At 54.2% G+C, this 16,216-nt stretch carries 17 protein-coding genes; 7 read left to right on the top strand and 10 right to left on the bottom strand.

From position 1 onward, the window contains the following. Positions 1-461: 461 nt before the first annotated feature. The 4 genes from VLV32_06500 to VLV32_06485 all read right to left on the bottom strand — a co-directional run bounded on the left by VLV32_06500 (position 462) and on the right by VLV32_06485 (position 4,332). Positions 462-929 carry a DUF2231 domain-containing protein gene (locus VLV32_06500; protein ID HUL41535.1) on the bottom strand — a complete coding sequence of 156 codons (468 nt, stop codon included), beginning with the start codon at positions 927-929 and terminating at the stop codon, positions 462-464. A gap of 418 nt (positions 930-1,347) precedes the next feature. Next, entirely contained in the window at positions 1,348-1,971 is a 624-nt protein-coding gene (locus VLV32_06495) for a phosphatase PAP2 family protein (GenBank protein HUL41534.1), read from the bottom strand. 227 nt (positions 1,972-2,198) lie between these two features. Beyond that, on the bottom strand, positions 2,199-2,837 hold the full coding sequence (locus VLV32_06490) for a response regulator transcription factor (GenBank protein HUL41533.1): 639 nt from the start codon (positions 2,835-2,837) through the stop codon (positions 2,199-2,201). After that, entirely contained in the window at positions 2,824-4,332 is a 1,509-nt protein-coding gene (locus VLV32_06485; GenBank protein HUL41532.1) for an ATP-binding protein, read from the bottom strand. The genes VLV32_06490 and VLV32_06485 overlap by 14 nt, the downstream gene beginning before the upstream one ends. Before the next feature lie 157 nt (positions 4,333-4,489). Between VLV32_06485 and VLV32_06480 the strand changes: the two genes are divergently transcribed. Then, positions 4,490-4,648, top strand: a complete 159-nt coding sequence (locus VLV32_06480; GenBank protein ID HUL41531.1) for a hypothetical protein — start codon at positions 4,490-4,492, stop codon at positions 4,646-4,648. 23 nt (positions 4,649-4,671) lie between these two features. Beyond that, positions 4,672-5,676, top strand: a complete 1,005-nt coding sequence (gene mltB, locus VLV32_06475) for a lytic murein transglycosylase B (GenBank protein ID HUL41530.1) — start codon at positions 4,672-4,674, stop codon at positions 5,674-5,676. A gap of 193 nt (positions 5,677-5,869) precedes the next feature. On the opposite strand, the gene VLV32_06470 is transcribed toward mltB, so the two are convergent. The 6 genes from VLV32_06470 to pqqB are packed head-to-tail and all read right to left on the bottom strand — an operon-like array spanning position 5,870 to position 10,713. Then, positions 5,870-6,679 (bottom strand): ABC transporter permease, encoded by an 810-nt coding sequence (locus VLV32_06470; protein HUL41529.1) that lies wholly within the window; start codon positions 6,677-6,679, stop codon positions 5,870-5,872. A gap of 14 nt (positions 6,680-6,693) precedes the next feature. Continuing rightward, positions 6,694-7,647: an ATP-binding cassette domain-containing protein gene (locus VLV32_06465; protein ID HUL41528.1), complete on the bottom strand. Its 954-nt coding sequence runs from the start codon at positions 7,645-7,647 to the stop codon at positions 6,694-6,696. Further along, the gene (gene pqqE / locus VLV32_06460) at positions 7,644-8,813 is read right to left on the bottom strand and encodes a pyrroloquinoline quinone biosynthesis protein PqqE (GenBank protein ID HUL41527.1); all 1,170 of its coding nucleotides are present in this window, start codon (positions 8,811-8,813) and stop codon (positions 7,644-7,646) included. Before pqqE ends, VLV32_06465 begins: the two co-directional genes overlap by 4 nt. Next, positions 8,776-9,069 carry a pyrroloquinoline quinone biosynthesis peptide chaperone PqqD gene (pqqD, locus tag VLV32_06455; GenBank protein HUL41526.1) on the bottom strand — a complete coding sequence of 98 codons (294 nt, stop codon included), beginning with the start codon at positions 9,067-9,069 and terminating at the stop codon, positions 8,776-8,778. Before pqqD ends, pqqE begins: the two co-directional genes overlap by 38 nt. After that, the gene (pqqC, locus tag VLV32_06450) at positions 9,066-9,782 is read right to left on the bottom strand and encodes a pyrroloquinoline-quinone synthase PqqC (protein HUL41525.1); all 717 of its coding nucleotides are present in this window, start codon (positions 9,780-9,782) and stop codon (positions 9,066-9,068) included. The genes pqqD and pqqC overlap by 4 nt, the downstream gene beginning before the upstream one ends. Before the next feature lie 16 nt (positions 9,783-9,798). After that, on the bottom strand, positions 9,799-10,713 hold the full coding sequence (gene pqqB, locus VLV32_06445; protein ID HUL41524.1) for a pyrroloquinoline quinone biosynthesis protein PqqB: 915 nt from the start codon (positions 10,711-10,713) through the stop codon (positions 9,799-9,801). Positions 10,714-11,171: 458 nt separating this feature from the next. On the opposite strand from pqqB, the gene VLV32_06440 reads away from it, so the two are divergent. From VLV32_06440 to VLV32_06420, 5 genes are read left to right on the top strand one after another with little or no spacing between them, the layout of a single operon-like run. Then, positions 11,172-11,903, top strand: a complete 732-nt coding sequence (locus tag VLV32_06440; protein ID HUL41523.1) for an energy transducer TonB — start codon at positions 11,172-11,174, stop codon at positions 11,901-11,903. Then, entirely contained in the window at positions 11,881-12,840 is a 960-nt protein-coding gene (locus tag VLV32_06435) for an MBL fold metallo-hydrolase (GenBank protein HUL41522.1), read from the top strand. The genes VLV32_06440 and VLV32_06435 overlap by 23 nt, the downstream gene beginning before the upstream one ends. Continuing rightward, positions 12,837-13,802: a prolyl aminopeptidase gene (gene pip / locus VLV32_06430; GenBank protein ID HUL41521.1), complete on the top strand. Its 966-nt coding sequence runs from the start codon at positions 12,837-12,839 to the stop codon at positions 13,800-13,802. The genes VLV32_06435 and pip overlap by 4 nt, the downstream gene beginning before the upstream one ends. Beyond that, a complete protein-coding gene (locus VLV32_06425; GenBank protein HUL41520.1) occupies positions 13,799-15,526 on the top strand; it encodes a PAS domain S-box protein in 1,728 nt (575 codons plus the stop codon). The genes pip and VLV32_06425 overlap by 4 nt, the downstream gene beginning before the upstream one ends. Beyond that, the gene (locus VLV32_06420) at positions 15,526-16,173 is read left to right on the top strand and encodes a response regulator transcription factor (GenBank protein ID HUL41519.1); all 648 of its coding nucleotides are present in this window, start codon (positions 15,526-15,528) and stop codon (positions 16,171-16,173) included. The genes VLV32_06425 and VLV32_06420 overlap by 1 nt, the downstream gene beginning before the upstream one ends. The last annotated feature ends 43 nt before the right edge of the window (positions 16,174-16,216 follow it).

The raw sequence follows: 16,216 nt of genomic DNA, 5'->3' as shown, positions 1-16,216 counted from the left end.
CGCGATGAATCCGTGAGGGCAGGACACTCGATACAACGTATTGTCTCGGGAATGGGCGTATCAACCGGTTAGCGTAGCCAGTGCGTTCGAGGACGATCGCAGTTTTAGAGCTGCGGCCGCGACAGCTCTCGACATAACTGAAATCTATTTGCTATCAACAAAGGTGATTAAAAATCGACCCGTACGCCAACCGTGATCCAGGCCCCGGCTTGGCACCTTCCATTAAATGCGGGTCCAAACGAACCTGAGCAGTCGAACCACGGATACGACACAATATGGGACCAGAACGATAGCTGCTAAACTTTCGTAGGTAAAATAGTGCCCCGAACCGGTCCATGCTTCAAATGCAGGGTTGTCGATCAAATAAAATAAACCTGCGAATAACCAGCCGGCAACCAGTAGCGGTACCGCGATGATGATTTCTTTCTATGCGTGAATTCTCGGCTTCATATGCCTTGCAGTCACGGCTTAACTGGCGCAACATTGACGCCGATCTTGTATACGAGTTCACCGCCAAAGTACGCTGCGGTAATAAGAACCGCGACGCCAGCTACTCCAAGACCACACAAGACCCAGCTCGGCCAGCCGTTCAACGAAAAACGGCGCCACCAAGCCACGGCCCTAACGGCTGTAAGACCGATAAAAATCCACATCGTCGCGAGGCCGAATTCTTCGTGCTGCTCCAAAGGAGCGCGGGGGAAACCGAGCTCGACCGCTTTGTCCAGCGCAATATCGCCAAACATCGCGGCGGCCACAGCAAACAACGAGCCCAGAAACAAAGCACCCAACGCGAGCAGCGGAAGGCATTGACCCTCACTTAGATCACCTCGGTGGCTGAGGTTAAAGATATCTAGCACAACGGCCACAATGAAAAGAACAATTGGAAAATGCACGAGAATGGGATGGACGCGCGCAACATCGATAATCATGGTTCGACCTTTATTTGTTTCGCCCTTAGGATATGAGCAGCACGCAGGCCCAATCTAAATATTACCTTTGCAAAAAAATGATTGACTTAGATCAAAACTTGAATAGGTCATTCCAATTTCACTTTTGTTTCATCGATGAATCCCGAATTATTCCTGGAACAACATGGTCGGAAGCGAATTATGCTTAAGGTGCTTGAACTTTTACTTCAGGCATTAAGCGTTCCCTGTAAAAGTCCGACTCAGTCGCGCGAAAATCCGATACACGCCGAGGTTTAAGAGACGACGCGAACAGGCCAGTCGCCGACACGGGTGAAACGTTAAATCCAGGTTGCCCCGGAGTTCGCGCCCCGTTCGATTTCCAATGGAGAGATTCCGGTCGAATGAATGCGCCTTTCCCAAGTAGCATCAGACCTGACAGTTAAAACGATTTTTTGATGCCCACCATAAATCCGTGAGGCAGGACGTTCAGTATCAGCGGATTGTCCCTGGAATGGGCATACCAGCCGGTTAGCGTACCGAGTGCCCAACCGGCGAGCACGTCGGTTTGCCAGTGCGCCTGGGATTTCATCCGCGCAACACCGTCGTAAATCGGAAGGAGCTCGAGCAGGTAAACAGCAGGATAGTCTTTATGGTATTCGAAAACAAAAGGCGTGATGACCGCGCTCACCTCAGTCACTTCGCCGCTAGGAAAGCTGTTGTGGGACCCGCCTTGAAACCAGGCATTGGGGTCGTTTCCCTGACTCGGGCGGGCGCGCGTGAATATCATCTTCATGCTTTGCGCTGACGCTGCGCCAAGCACCTGTGAGTCAAGCGATTGCCAAAACGTCTTGCCAAGCCGGGATTCGCCTCCCAACCAAACTGCGCCAAGAACCGTCCCGCTCGCCAAGGAATAAAGCACGAAATTTTGAACGTCACGGTTATAGATTCCGTGCGCATCGTTGTTCCAGCGGTGGTCGATTCCCAGAAATCCCCCCCCTGCACTCGCAGATGCGCTCCAAAACATCGATAGACAAACCGCTACCGCGATTGCACGGGAAATCATAGCGGAGCAAAGATATCCGGAGATAGCAAAATTTCAACCAGACTAGGATGGATTGTTAGGGCCATAGATCGCGATGCTAATTTCAGACGGCCGTCTTTACTATTGGGAAAAACCCGCAATAGGAAGCAATCGCCAGCCAGTGCATGGCTGCATGAAATGAGAATGATTACAAGCTGCGGAAAACTAGGCGGTGCGGCAGTGCTATTTAGAGGAAACCGTTTCGGCAGTCAAAATCGGTCCTGATGGTCGAGGTTGCGCAGCCGTTCATGGGCGACTAACTGAACCAGCTCAGCAACTGAATTGGCCTCCATTTTATCCATAACTTTGGAGCGGTGCGCTTCTACGGTCTTGACCGTAATGCCTAAGTGCTCTGCTATGAGTTTATTTGATTTGCCCGCGATCACGCACTCCATGACCTCAAGCTCCCTGGCGGTCAGCTTCGCTAAACGCGAGTGAATCATGGCATGTTGACTGTCTGCTTCGCGCCATTGCGCGTCCAGCAGCAGGGCTTTGGCAATAAGCTCCAGCATCGCAGTTTCATTAAACGGCTTTTCAATAAAATCTATTGCACCTCTTTTTACCGCGTTTACCGCCATCGGAATGTCACCATGGCCCGTCACAAATATAACCGGCGTGCGAACTCCTTTTTTATTGAGTGTTTCCTGTAATTCCAGGCCCGTCATTCCCGGCATGCGGATGTCCAGCACCACGCAGCCCGGCTTTGCAGAATTAAAGCAATTGAGGAATTGCTGGGCACTGGCAAAAAGCTCGGTCTCGAAGCCGTTCGACTCCAACAACCAGCGTAAGGAATCGCGAAACGCCTCATCGTCATCTACGATATATATTTTTGGGTCAAGCTCCTGCATGCTGATGGCCTGCGGCAGGTAAAGTAAAATTAAACGTGCTACCGCCCCCAAGATTTGCGCTCGCCCACAGCCTCCCGTCGTGGAACTCAATTATGGAGCGGCAAATATTGAGTCCCATGCCCATACCATCCGGCTTGGTGGTAAAAAACGGCAAGAATAAATTTTCGCGCAACTCTTCGGGCAATCCATGTCCGTAATCGCGGATCGAAACTTCCACAGCGTTGTTTCCGTTTAAGGCCGAGCGAACCAAAATTTTCCGATTACCAGACGGTGTGTCGCCCATTGCCTCGCGAGCGTTTTTCAAGAGATTCAAAATGACTTGCTCGATCATGCCACGGTCGATCGATACCGAGGGAAGGTCCGCCGCGAGATCGAGCAGCAGCTTGATACCGGATTTCTCGTCCTGGAACTCAAGCATGCCGGCCAAGTCGCTAATGATATCGTTGATACGGCTCGGCACCCGATTTGGCTCTCTTCTGTTCACCAACTCCCGCACGCGACGAATAATTCCTCCGGCGCGTTCGGCCTGGGCGCGAGTTTTCTCCATCGCTTCCAGCACATCTTCCAGGTTCCACTTGCCGGAGCACAGCCGCCGTATACTTCCGGTATTGTAATTCGCGATGGCCGCAAGAGGCTGGTTTAATTCGTGCGCCAGCGTTGACGCAATCTCATTCGCGGCAATAAGGCGTGAAGTCAGCTCAAGCCTTTCGCGTTGGCGCCGCGCGAGATCCTCGGCTAGCTTTCGGTCGGTAATGTCGGTAACCACCGAAATAAAGCCTGTGACTACCCGCTGCTCGTTGCGCTTATAAACCCAGTCTACTTGGATGTCGGCCAGCGCACCGTCTTTCTTTTTGATTTTTGTGAAATAGGGTGTTGAGTTGGGTTGCAAGCCGAGATGATCTTGCAAGTCGCGCTTTGCCTTTTCGCACTCGGCGTCGGAAGAAAAAAAATCGTAAATTCTTTTTCCATACAATTCTCCTTCGGCATATTCCAGTATCCGGTGAAAGGCCGGATTAGCCAAGGTAATTGTTCCTGATAAATCAGATTCATATATGCCGTAGGGCACCGCCGTGACCAAAGTTTGATAACGCCCTTCGCTCCGGTGCAGCGCAGTCTGCGTTTTGTTTTGCGCTTCTTTCAGCTTGGCGATGATGATAACCACCACACTGAAAGTGACGATAATGCTTATCCAACTCCAGAAAAAATAAAACGGGAACGTATCATGACCCACATAGCGGTCGGTTAACCACCAAACTCCGCTGGCGGTCAGCGCGGTCACCAATCCGGCGTTACGGCCCGATGCCCACGTTACCAGCGCGATTGGCAGCAGATATAAAACTTCAAGGTCAAATTTATCGCCAGTTATATAATCCAGAGTCCCGATCGCCGCGAGCATGGCAAAAGTACACGCAATGCGTGCCGCTTCGCTCCGGCCCGCAAAGTAAGAGGTAAGTTTGTGAATTTCTGTTGCCAGTTTTCGTTGGTCGTTCGGCATAAAATTATTCTCGCATAAAATGAGAAAAAGTCATGCTGTTTGTAGTAGAAATGACTACACAATGTGGAAAATTGTAAGGCATGGACTTTATGAGCTATATTAGGAAATGCAAATCATCACTAATAGTCAATAATATCCAATTTCCTCGCAGCTCACGGTGAGCATCGGTGTGCCAACCTTCCTGGTGCGCGGCGAAGTGTATTTCTGGGGCTCGCTCATGGGTGCGTGCCTAATAGTGAGGATTCCGATGGCCATACTGTATAATTCCTTTGTCGACCGCTTTGTGGCGGGCTTTACGGTAGGAGCCGTCAAATAATCGCAAAGGTAAAACGTTTCGCCTTGCTGCTTTGCTCGGTGTTGTTTGTACCGGGCATCGGTCATGCTGCGCGTTTGGATCCTGAAATCGAAACCTTTATCCACAAGATGGCCGAAAAATATCATTTCAATCCACGCGAGCTGCGCAACATTTTCAGCCAGGTAAAACCTGATCCAGAGGTCCTTGAGGCGATTTCCATGCCCGCGACCTCAATGTCCTGGGATGATTTCAGCGCACGGTTCATCAATCCGACACGCATCGACGAAGGGGTTAAATTTTGGGACGACAACGCGGAGGCACTCGCGCGCGCGCGCCAGCAGTACGGCATTCCCGAAGAAATCGTCGTCGCGACCATAGGCGTAGAAACGCGCTACGGCAGGAGCACCGGGGCTTACCGCGTGCTGGATAGCCTGACCACATTGGCCTTCGATTACCCGCAGCGCGCCGGTTTTTTCAAACAGGAGCTTGAACAGTTCCTCCTGCTCACGCGCGAAGACCGCATCGATCCACTGGGCATCAAAGGCTCTTATGCCGGGGCGATGGGCTTGCCGCAGTTTATTCCCAGCGTCTATCGGCGCTATGCTGTGGACTTCAACGGCGACGGCACGCTGAATCTGTGGGAGGACCCCGCGGATGCCATCGGTAGCATCGCGAATTACTACAAGGCTTACGGCTGGCAACCCGGTCAGCCGATCGCGGTGGCCGTGGTGGAGAACGGCGATGAATTAGCGCCTTTGCTGTCGCCAGATGTCAAGCCGCGCGTGCCGGTGGCTGAATTGCAAAAGATGGGCGTTACACCCGAGCAGGAAATTCCCGATGAAATTCTGGCAAGTTTATTCGTATTGGGCGACGGTGATGAAGCTCAGTACTGGCTTGCGCTCAACAATTTCTACGTGATTACACGCTATAACCGCAGCGTCAATTACGCCATGGCCGTGTTCGAATTAAGCCGCGAAATCCGCCGGGCACGGGAAGCCCGAACCGCAAACAATCGCGCAGACCGGAATAACCGAGGCACGATAATGTGAGGCAGCTTTTGCGGTTTCGCACGCAATTTATCGGCTCACAAGTGCGGACTTGCGGAGCTCCCCTAACCGAAGGCAAAAGCTATGCTCGATTTTTTTGTGCTTCTGGCCGGGTCTAAAACGGCAGCTGCCGGGAAACACGGTTGAAATTTTCAAACCCGAAATCTGGAGGTTTTTCCGGCGCGCGTAGCCGCGATCAATCCTCGCGCTTACGCGCCAGTATGTGAATCAGCGGCTCGTACGCAGTGTCGCGCGAGAAACGCAGGCATGCGATCACGGTTGAAAGCAGGACAAAGCCCAGCAGTACGGCTATATCGAGCGGAACCCCGAAATCCGGATGGAAGGAACTTTCCTGCAGTGCCGGCACCGCATGTTTAAGGAGATCCACGCCATAGGTGTAGGGATTGATGCTGGCGACAAATCGTAGCACGCTCGGTAAATGCTGCACCGGATAAAGCGAGCCGGATAGAAAAAACACCGGGAAAATCACCAGGTTCATCATCACCGCAAAATTGTCGAGCGTCCGGGTCCAGGCGGCGATCAGCATCCCCAGGCTGGCGCATACCAGCGATGTGCATACGATACCCGAAGCCAGAAGCGGCAGCCTTACGCCATTGCTCAAGTAGCCGAGCAAAAACAGCAGCACCAGAACCATGAGCGCCTGGAGCGCGGCGGCAAGCGCTGCACTTAAGGTCTTGGCTATCACAATCCAATAATGCTCGAACGGTGCAATCACCAGCATGCGCATCACCCCGGACTCCTTGTCGTAAACTGTGGAAAGAGCGGCGAGCATCGCGCCGAACAGCATGGACATTCCTAGTACTCCTGGAACGAGAAAATACTGGTAGCTCAAATTGCCGGAACGGCCAAGCATGGCGTCAAAGCCTGCGCCGATAACCAGCAGCCAGATCATCGGCCGCACCATCGCCGCGAGCAAGCGGGAGCGCTGGCGGAAGAGTTTCAACACTTCGCGTTCAATCACGGCGTAAACGGGGCGTAAAACCATTATCTGGCATTCCTCTAGGTTTTTCTGACCTGCCATAATTCAGTTTCATTGATCCATAAAAACACGTCATTCAGGTTTGGGCGGCGCCAACGCATGCTGATCACCTTGTTGCCCAATTCGATTTGCAGCATGACTAGCGGGCTGATGTCCTTGCCGGTAAAGCGGAAACAAGCCTTGTCGCCGTCGATGAGGCTCGGGCCCAAGCGCGGTGTCAGGCTTTCTACCAAAGCGCGCAGATTTTCACTCTCGATCTCAATGATGTAGGCTCCCAGCCCGTCAATCAGATCATGCGGCGGCCCGATCTTGACGATGCGCCCCTGTTTGATAAATGCCACCTTGTCGCAATCCGCGGCTTCTTCCAAGTAATGGGTGGTAAGAAATACCGTCACGTTAAACTCCGCGCGCAGGCGTTCTATAAAGCGCCATATTTTGCGGCGGTTGGGAACGTCCAGCCCAATGGTGGGTTCGTCCAGGAACAGGATTTGCGGGCGGTGAATTACGCCGCGCGCGATATCGAGAGCGCGGCGTTGGCCTCCGGAGAGGGTTCCCACCGCTTGGTTGCGTTTTTCCTTGAGACCGAAGAGTTCAAGCAACTCGCCGGAGCGCTCCCTGATTTGCGCGACGGGAAGATTGTGCAGCAGCCCTGCAAAACGCAGGTTTTCCGCAGCCGACAAGGTGCGATCCAATGCGGATTCTTGAAACACCACGCCAATCGCAGCGCGCACCTGCAAACCGGCGCGCCTGACATCATGTCCTACGATCTGTGCGCGCCCCTGGCTGGGGCGGATCAGCGTGGAGAGCATGTGAATGGTGCTTGTCTTGCCCGACCCATTCGGGCCCAACAGGCCGAAAAACTGACCGGCAGGGATTTCGAGGTTTAATCCATCTACCGCAAGGGTGCTTCCGTAACGCTTGGTCAAGCCCTCCGCCTGGACGGCTGGCACTGCGTCAACGATGTCACGCCTCATGGCAGCGCGACAGCTTTTTCGCTCAAGGCGCGCGAGTTTTTGTCGTCGCGGAACAGTATTGGGTGTGTAGTTGCCGGTTTAATGCTGGCCCGCTGTGCTTTGGCGACAGCTTCGGCAATCAGGTGGTGGTGGGGCGATAGATCGCAAACCGGGTCCGCATTACGCGCGTCACCCGTGAGCATATAAGCCTGGCAACGACAGCCGCCGAAATCCTTCACTTTTTCCGGGCAAGAGCGGCACGGCTCTTTCATCCATTCATCACCGCGGAAGGTGTTAAAGCCTGGCGAGTCGTACCAAATCCACTTCATGTCATGTTCGCGTACATTGGGGAAGGTGAGCCCCGGGAGCATGCGCGCTTCGTGACAGGGAAGCACCACGCCGTCGGCGGTCACCGTGATGAAAACCGAGCCCCAGCCGTTCATGCAGGCCTTGGGCCGGGTTTCGTAATAATCGGGCACCACGAAGTAAATCTTCATCTTTTTGCCGACCCGCTCACGAAACTTATTGGTGACCTCTTCAGCGCGCTGCAGCTGCTCTTTGCTGGGCAAAAGCTGGTCGCGGTTCACATACGCCCAGCCGTAATACTGGGTGTTGGCGAGTTCGACATACTCCGCCTCCATCGATTCAGCCATTTCCAGGATTTGCTGGACGTGGTCGATGTTGAGCCGGTGCAGTACTACATTGAGCACCATCGGGTACTGGTATTTCTTGATAAGCCCCGCGGTCTTCGACTTGAGTTCGAAGGTCCGAGTACTTGTCAGGAAGTCATTGAGCTCGCGGGTGGAATCCTGAAAGGAAAGCTGGATATGGTCGAGGCCGCCTTCCTTAAACGCCGCGATGCGCTTTTCGTTGAGCCCGACGCCGGAGGTAATCAGATTGGAGTAATAACCCAGCTTGTGCGCCTCGGCGACCATGATCTCAAGATCATCCCGCCCCAGCGGCTCGCCCCCTGAAAAACCGAGTTGCGTTGCGCCCAGCTCGCGCGATTGACGCAGCACGCGCAACCAATCGTCGGTGGATAACTCCTGTCCATAGCGCGTGTAGTCCACCGGGTTGTAGCAAAACACACAGTGCAGCGGGCACTTGTAAGTGATTTCGGCAAGCAGCCACAGCGGATTGCTGACCGGTTTAGCTTGCTTGCTTGGGGTGGATCCAACCGCGTTCATAAGCGACCTCTAGAAAATTTATTACATCTTGATGCAAGTTCGCATTGGGAAATGCTCCTTCCAGATTTTTGACAATTCCGGCAACCGAGAGTTTTCCATCGATGCGTTTCAATATTTCACCTGCGCTCTGCGACAACTTGATCATGCCTTCCGGGTAGAGCAGTACGTAAGCCTGCTGCGCCTGTTCCCATTGCAAACGAAACTGTCGGCCGAGTTCCATCACATCATCCAGACCGAGCGACGTTGCTCCAGTCATGGTTTAAGTCCGCCCTCGCAATAGTTTATCTGCATCGCGTCCAGCATTGACCAAAGCACATCCAGCTTGAATTGCAGGATTTCCAGGGCCCGCTCTTGCTGCTCCCGCGTCGTGTACTGACCAAGCGTGAAGCTTAGGGCGAACTGAACGTCGCGGCGCGCCTGGGCCAGGCGGTTGCGGAAATACTGATAGCCCTCCAGGTCGATCCACGGATAATGCTGCGGCCAGTTGTCGAGCCGTTTCTTGTGGATTTCCGGGGCAAAAAGTTCGGTGAGCGATGACGTCACCGCCTCCTGCCACGGGCGGGACCGGGCAAAGTTGACATAGGCGTCGACCGCGAAGCGCACGCCCGGCAAAACATGCTTTAATGAAGTAATTTCCTGCCGCTTCAAACCCACCGCCTCGCCGAGACGAATCCACGCCTCAATGCCGCCTTCGTCGCCTTTTGTGCCGTCGTGGTCGATGATGCGCTGGATCCATTCGCGGCGTACTTCGCGGTCCGGGCAATTGGAGAGAATCGCGGCGTCCTTGATCGGGATGCTGATTTGATAATAAAAACGGTTGTATACCCAACCCTGGATTTGCTCTCTATTCAGCTTGCCGCTGTTCATCGCCAAGTGGTAGGGGTGATTAATGTGGTAGCGGTCGCCTTTGGCTCGCAGCTGGTGCTCAAATTCCTCTTTACTCCACGGTAATTTTTCAGTTACGCCCATCGTTAACTCCTGATTTTCACAAATCGATCTCCATACCATCATACGCCACTTCAATCCCGTTGGCGGTCAGTTCGGCGCGCTCCTTTGAATCTTCGTTGAGTATGGGATTGGTGTTGTTGATATGGATCAAAATCTTGCGCGGTTTGCTCAGTGCTTTCAGCAGTTCGATCATGCCGCCTTCGCCGCTTTGCGGCAGATGCCCCATATCGCGCGAACTCTGTTTTGAGATGCCGAGGCGGATCAGTTCGTCGTCGGTCCAGCAGGTGCCGTCGACCAGTAGGCAGTCGGCGTTTTTAAGAAACGCTTCGAGATGCGGCTCAATTTTGCCGAGGCCCGGAGCGTAAAACAGGTTCCTGCCCGTGCCTGGGTCCTCGACGCGGATGCCGATATTGTCGCCTTCATGAGGATTCTCGCGATGGGGCGAATACGGCGGCGCCTTGCTCTTCAGCGGTACCGCGGTGAAGCCTAAGCGCTGTGCTCCAATAACCGTAAATCTATTTCCGTTTTGGGTGGGCAATTTGTGCCAATTAGCGGTGCAATAGTGCTCAAGAATATTGAACAGAGGGTTCCCGGTTGTAAGGTCTTCGCGCGCCATTTCGGTGCAGTAAATCTCCAGCGGTTTCCCTTCCCGCAGCATTAGCAAGCCCGTGGTGTGATCGATCTGACTGTCGATCAGGAGGATGGATCGAATTGCGGTATCGCGAATTGAGCGTGCCGGTTGCAACGCGGGAAATGCTTTGATTTGAGTCAGAACGTCCGGTGAGGCATTGAATAGTATCCAGTCCAGGTTGTTTTCGCTGACTGCAATCGAGGACTGGGTGCGCGGCTTGGCCTTGATTTTGCCCTTGCGCACGCCGTCACAGTTAGCGCAGTTGCAGTTCCACTGCGGAAATCCGCCGCCGGCCGATGCTCCAAGAACACGAATTTTCATGTTTTATCACTCTAAACCAATCCCGCCGCACGCGCCTGCAGCGCACCCGCTCATGTTACTTTATCTGATTGGAAAACGCTGTAGGACTCTTGACCTTAAACCGGGGCCGCGTCGCCGCGGCCCCCGGTGTAGCATGATTAGCGATTTGCAATATACATCGTTACTTCGAAGCCGAAGCGCATATCGCTATACTCTGGTTTGCTCCATTGCATGACAGTCTCCTTTAATTAGTAGCTCTACTGTTTCCAGGTACTTTAACCTGACACGATTCCAGACTGATGTTTAAACAAATACCGTCTGAAAACCTTGCTACCATTGTGAACTCGAGCTGATTGTCTAACATCGGAATAATCAGCAAACCCGGATCATGATTATCATGAGTTTGAAATGCATCAATTGCATAACGCTGCGGTTTCCATTAACCTTTAATTAAGGTTTTTTTACCTCTGAATTGTCCCGTGGTTAACGCCCAGTTTCGTATCGAATGGTACAACCAGCGCAGGGTCGTTACGGCCCTGGTGCTTTCGATGCTAATCCATGCGACGGTGCTTTCTCTCGTTCCAGCATGGCGTACCAATCGTTTGCAACCGCAACCGGTCCTGAGCGTTCAGTTGCCGCAATTTGTGCGCCCACAGCCTGCCCCTGTTGCACCACCCGCCAAACCTCAGCCCAAACTCACGCCGGCTCCGATAATAACTGAGCGCGCACCGAGCGCATTCAAGCTTCCGCAACGACCGAGAATTGAAGCCAATGCCGCACCACGCCCGAAGAAGATACCTGCTGAAACCCCTCCCGTAGCCCCGCCGCAGACAACCGCACCTGCTGAAACTGCTCCGCCCGCACCGGTACCTACCGCACCCGCGCCCGTGGCCTTGGCGAAAGCCGTTCCGGAAAGATCATTGCTTGACAGCTACGGAAAGGAACTTTCGAGTTTAATCTCCAAATATCAACGCTATCCGTTTATTGCGCAGTTACGCGGCTGGCAAGGCACCGCGCAAGTTCAGCTGGTCATTTCAGCAAACGGCAAAATGGACGATGCCACCATCCTGCGCTCGAGCGGGTATGAAGTGCTCGACAATCAAGCGCTGGACATGGTACAGCAGGCGGCGCCCTTGCCGTTGCCCCCGGAAGCCTTGCGAGATCGCAAATTTACTGTAGTGGTGCCGATTGTTTTCAAGCTCAACGACTGAGCGAGAAATAAACCGCGTCGTAATCTACCCCTTGTTGCTCGGCTTCGGCCTGTTTCCGGCTGCGCACGGGCGCGAGCTGGTGCCGCAGCAGGTCACCCCGGACGTTTATGCTTTCATAGGCAAATGCGAAGCTCTAGCCCCGGCAAACCGCGGGAACATTTTGAACAGCGGATTTATCGTCGGCGCGACCGGTGTAATCGTAATCGACCCCGGTCCGAATTATGCGCACGCCAAACTCATGATGGCGGCGATACGGAAAATTAGCCCTAAACCGGTGCGGCTGGTGATTGACACCCACCCCCATCCGGAGAATGTTCTGGGTAACGATTTTTTCGCTCGGCGCGGCGTAACTATTCTTGCGCAAAGTCAAACGCTGCTGGCGATGCGCAATCGCTGTGAGAAGTGCTACGAAAATATGTCAAACGTGTTGGGCGACACAATCATGGCCGGCACCAAAATCGCATACCCCGATAGGACGGTGGATAAGAGCAGCGACTTGACTATCGCGGGGCGCCCATTAAGCCTGCTCTACTATGGTTGGGGACATACGGAAGGGGATCTCGCGGTACTTGACCGCAGAAGCGGCGTGTTGTTCAGCGGCGGGTTGGTATCATTGGATTGCATACCGGTGTTGCAGCAAGCCAGGATCAAAGGCTGGATTAGTGCGCTCGAGCAATTGCAGCAGCAGCCGGCAAAAAAGCTGGTTCCGGGCAACGGTCCGGTTTCCAATCCGGAACGTATGCGGGAAACGCTGGATTATTTGCAACGCCTGCTTGCTCTGGTAGAGCGCCAATACAATGCTGGCGTTGGTGTCCTCGACCTGTTGAAGCAAGACGATCTGCCGGCTTATAGAAATTGGGCACTTTATTCCGAGCAGCATCCTTTGAACGTGCAGCATGTGTACAGCGAGTTGGAAAGGCAAGAGTTCGAAAAATGAACCATGCGCTTTTCCCTGAAATTGAGCCGTACGCCGTAGGCATGCTCGATGTAACTGGAGGACACAGAGTTTATTACGAAGAATGCGGCAGTACCGCGGGCAAGCCGGTGCTGTTTTTGCACGGCGGCCCGGGCAGCGGCTGCAACCCGGGACAGCGGCGTTTCTTTAACCCGCAACACTACCGCATCGTTTTGTTCGACCAACGCGGCTGTGGGCGGAGCGTGCCGGTTGCAGAGCTGCGCGAGAACAGCACGTCCTCACTGATCGCAGATATCGAGAGACTGCGCGCCGTGCTCGAGATCGAGCGCTGGCTGCTATTCGGCGGTTCGTGGGGCTCTACGCTCGCGCTTGCATACGCCGAGCAGCACCCGCAAGCGGTGGCCGGTTTGATCCTGCGCGGGATTTTTCTCGCAAGTAAGCGTGAACTCGACTGGTATTGTGATGGCCTGAAATTCTTCGCCCCGGAAGCCTGGGATCGGTTTTCGGGGTTCGTGCCCGGGACGCAGCGCAATGACCTGCTCGGTTTTTATTACCGGGCCATACATCAGCCGGACACTCGCTTGGCGCTTGCCGCCGCGCTTGCTTGGAATGCGTACGAGAGCGAGTTGATGAGGCTGGGTGAGCTACAACAAGAGGCGAAGCCCGCGCTCAATGACAATGACGTCCTGGGGCGCGCCCGGGTACAGACGCATTATCTGGTTAATGGATGTTTTCTTTCCGAGAATCAGTTGTTACAGGGTTTGGCTGCGATCCGCGCTATTCCGGCCGAAATTGTGCACGGCCGTTTCGACATGGTGTGCCCAGTGGGCACCGCGTATACTTTGCATCGCGCCTGGCCGCAAGCGCGGTTTACCATAGTGGAGAATGCCGGCCATTCAGCATCCACGCCGGCACTGGCCTCAGCACTGGTGGCCGCGACCGAGCGTTTCAGATCGATAGTGCCGGGGGAGCGCCCGCGATGAGCCTGAGGTTTCGGATCAACCTTCTGATCAGCATTCTGATGCTGTTGTTCGTGACGGTCACGGGCACCATATACGTGGATGACACGCGCAAGTCGGTGAAGGAAGAAATAGAAGGGACCACCCGCGTCGCGGTGCAATTACTGACCACCGTGCTCTACAGCAGCCAGTTTTTTCCGGGACCGGTGACACAGCGGCGAGTCGTTATCGATTTCCTAAATAGTCTGGGGCACGTGCGCGCCAACGACATCAAGCTTTACGACGGTCTTGGAAACCTGGTCTACGAATCGCCTCCCACGCATTACAAAGAAGGGCGCTGGGCTCCAGGTTGGTTTTCCCGGCTGGTTGCTCCCAAGGTCCAGGTCGTGACGCTAAGAATACCCGGAGGCACGCTGCTAATTACTCCCGACGCTTCGCGTTCGGTGCTCGATGCATGGGACGATTTGCGCTACCTTATATGGATCGTCCTGGCATTTTTTGTAGCGGTGAATGTCCTGGTGTTCTGGCTGATAGGGCGCTCACTGCGTCCGCTGAACCGGGTTCTCGATGGATTGTCGCAAATGGAACAGGGCAATTTTGACGTGCGACTGCCGCAGTTTCCACTGCCCGAACTGTCCTCGGTCAGCCATACTTTCAATCGTATGGCAAGCGCGTTACAAGACAGCATGGTGGAGAATCGAAGACTCGCCTTGACTGTCAAGCAATCGAGTGACGCCATAATGATTCACGATCTTAACGGCAATATATCGTTCTGGAATCCTGCGGCGGAACGCCTGTTTGGCTACACTGCTGACGAAATCACGGGTCGTTCCGCGACCCTACTTGCGCCCCCCGGCAGAGAAAACGAAATCAAGGAGAATCTGGAGATAGTCATGCGCCGCGGTCTGATCGAGAACGTCGAGACGCAGAGGCTTGCCAAAGACGGCAAGCTTATGGACGTGTCCCTATCCGCCGCGCCGCTGATTGATCCACGCAATGAATATGTGATCGGCGAAATATGCAGCATGCGCGACAACACCGAAAGAAAGCGCGCCCAGCAGGCCGCGCGCGAACTTGAGGAAAATCGAAGGTTGACACAAATTATTCAGGCCCGTGTCGAGGAGGAAAGGCGCAGCCTTGCGCGTGAGCTACACGACGAACTTGGACAGTATGTCACCGCCATCAAAACCATAGGCGCGTCGATTGCCAACCGCGCTGAAAGCACACCCGAAGTGCGGAGCAGCGCGCGGACCATCGTCAGTGTTGCCGCACTTATTTATGGTGCGATGCATGGAATCATAAGCCGCCTGCGCCCGAGCGCGCTGGACAACCTGGGTCTTTCCGAAACGTTGCACGACAGCATTGCGGCCTGGAGGTTGCGTCATCCCGAACTGAAATTCCAACTCGAGGTCTCGGGAAGTCTGGATAACCTCGGCGAAACCATAACTATTACCGTGTACCGCATCGTCCAAGAATGTTTGACCAATGTGGTGCGTCACGCGCGGGCCGGCAACGTGAAAATTGCAATAACGCGCCGGCCGGCCGAAAAAGGTGCCGGCGACGTACTGCAACTCGAAATATGCGATGATGGCAAAGGCACTCCTGCGGAAGCGACATCGGAGGGTCATTTCGGATTGCTCGGGATGCGGGAACGGGTGCAAGCGTTAAACGGCAGCTTTAGAATCGACAGCGCTCCGGATATGGGTTTCCGCGTAACAGCGAGCTTGCCGCTTGAAGGAAAGACATAATGGCTGCGCCGGCGATTGAAGTCATGCTGGTCGATGACCACGCAGTCGTGCGCATGGGATTCCGCATGCTGCTTGAAAGCGCCGCTGACATGAAAGTCGTAGCGGAATCCGAGAGCGGCGAGGAGGCATACCGTATCTATCAGGAGAAGCACCCCGATGTGGTGGTCATGGATATCTCCATGCCCGGGATCGGGGGCCTAGAGGCGGTCAATCGTATCATTGCAAAAGATCCCGCGGCGCGTATTCTGGTATTGTCAGCACACGAAGACACTATGCATCCAAGACGCGTATTGAAAGCGGGAGCGTTGGGTTATCTTACCAAGCGCAGCGCGGCGGAAGAGCTGATACAGGCAATACGTCAAGTAGCCCAGGGCAAGACTTTTATCGAGCCGGGAATTGCGCAGCAACTTGCAATGCAGCAGCTCTCCGGAGAGAAAAGCTTGGTTGACGTGCTTAGCGCGCGAGAATTCGAGGTATTTATGCTGCTGGCCCAAGGCAAAACCGTAGCCGAAATCGCAGACATGTTGCATTTGAGTCCGCGCACCGTTGGTACGCACTTATACAATATAAAACAAAAGCTTAATGCATCAAACTCGGCGGAATTGGCGCTCATTGCGATGCGCGCGGGGTTGATCCAAAACTCATGAAAATCATTAGGCCGGATTCAGTTTTTTCTGCTTGGCGCCTGAA

This window comes from Burkholderiales bacterium, assembly GCA_035518095.1.
GTDB lineage: Bacteria > Pseudomonadota > Gammaproteobacteria > Burkholderiales > JAHFRG01 > JAHFRG01.
This window is presented reverse-complemented; position numbering and strand designations above follow the sequence as displayed.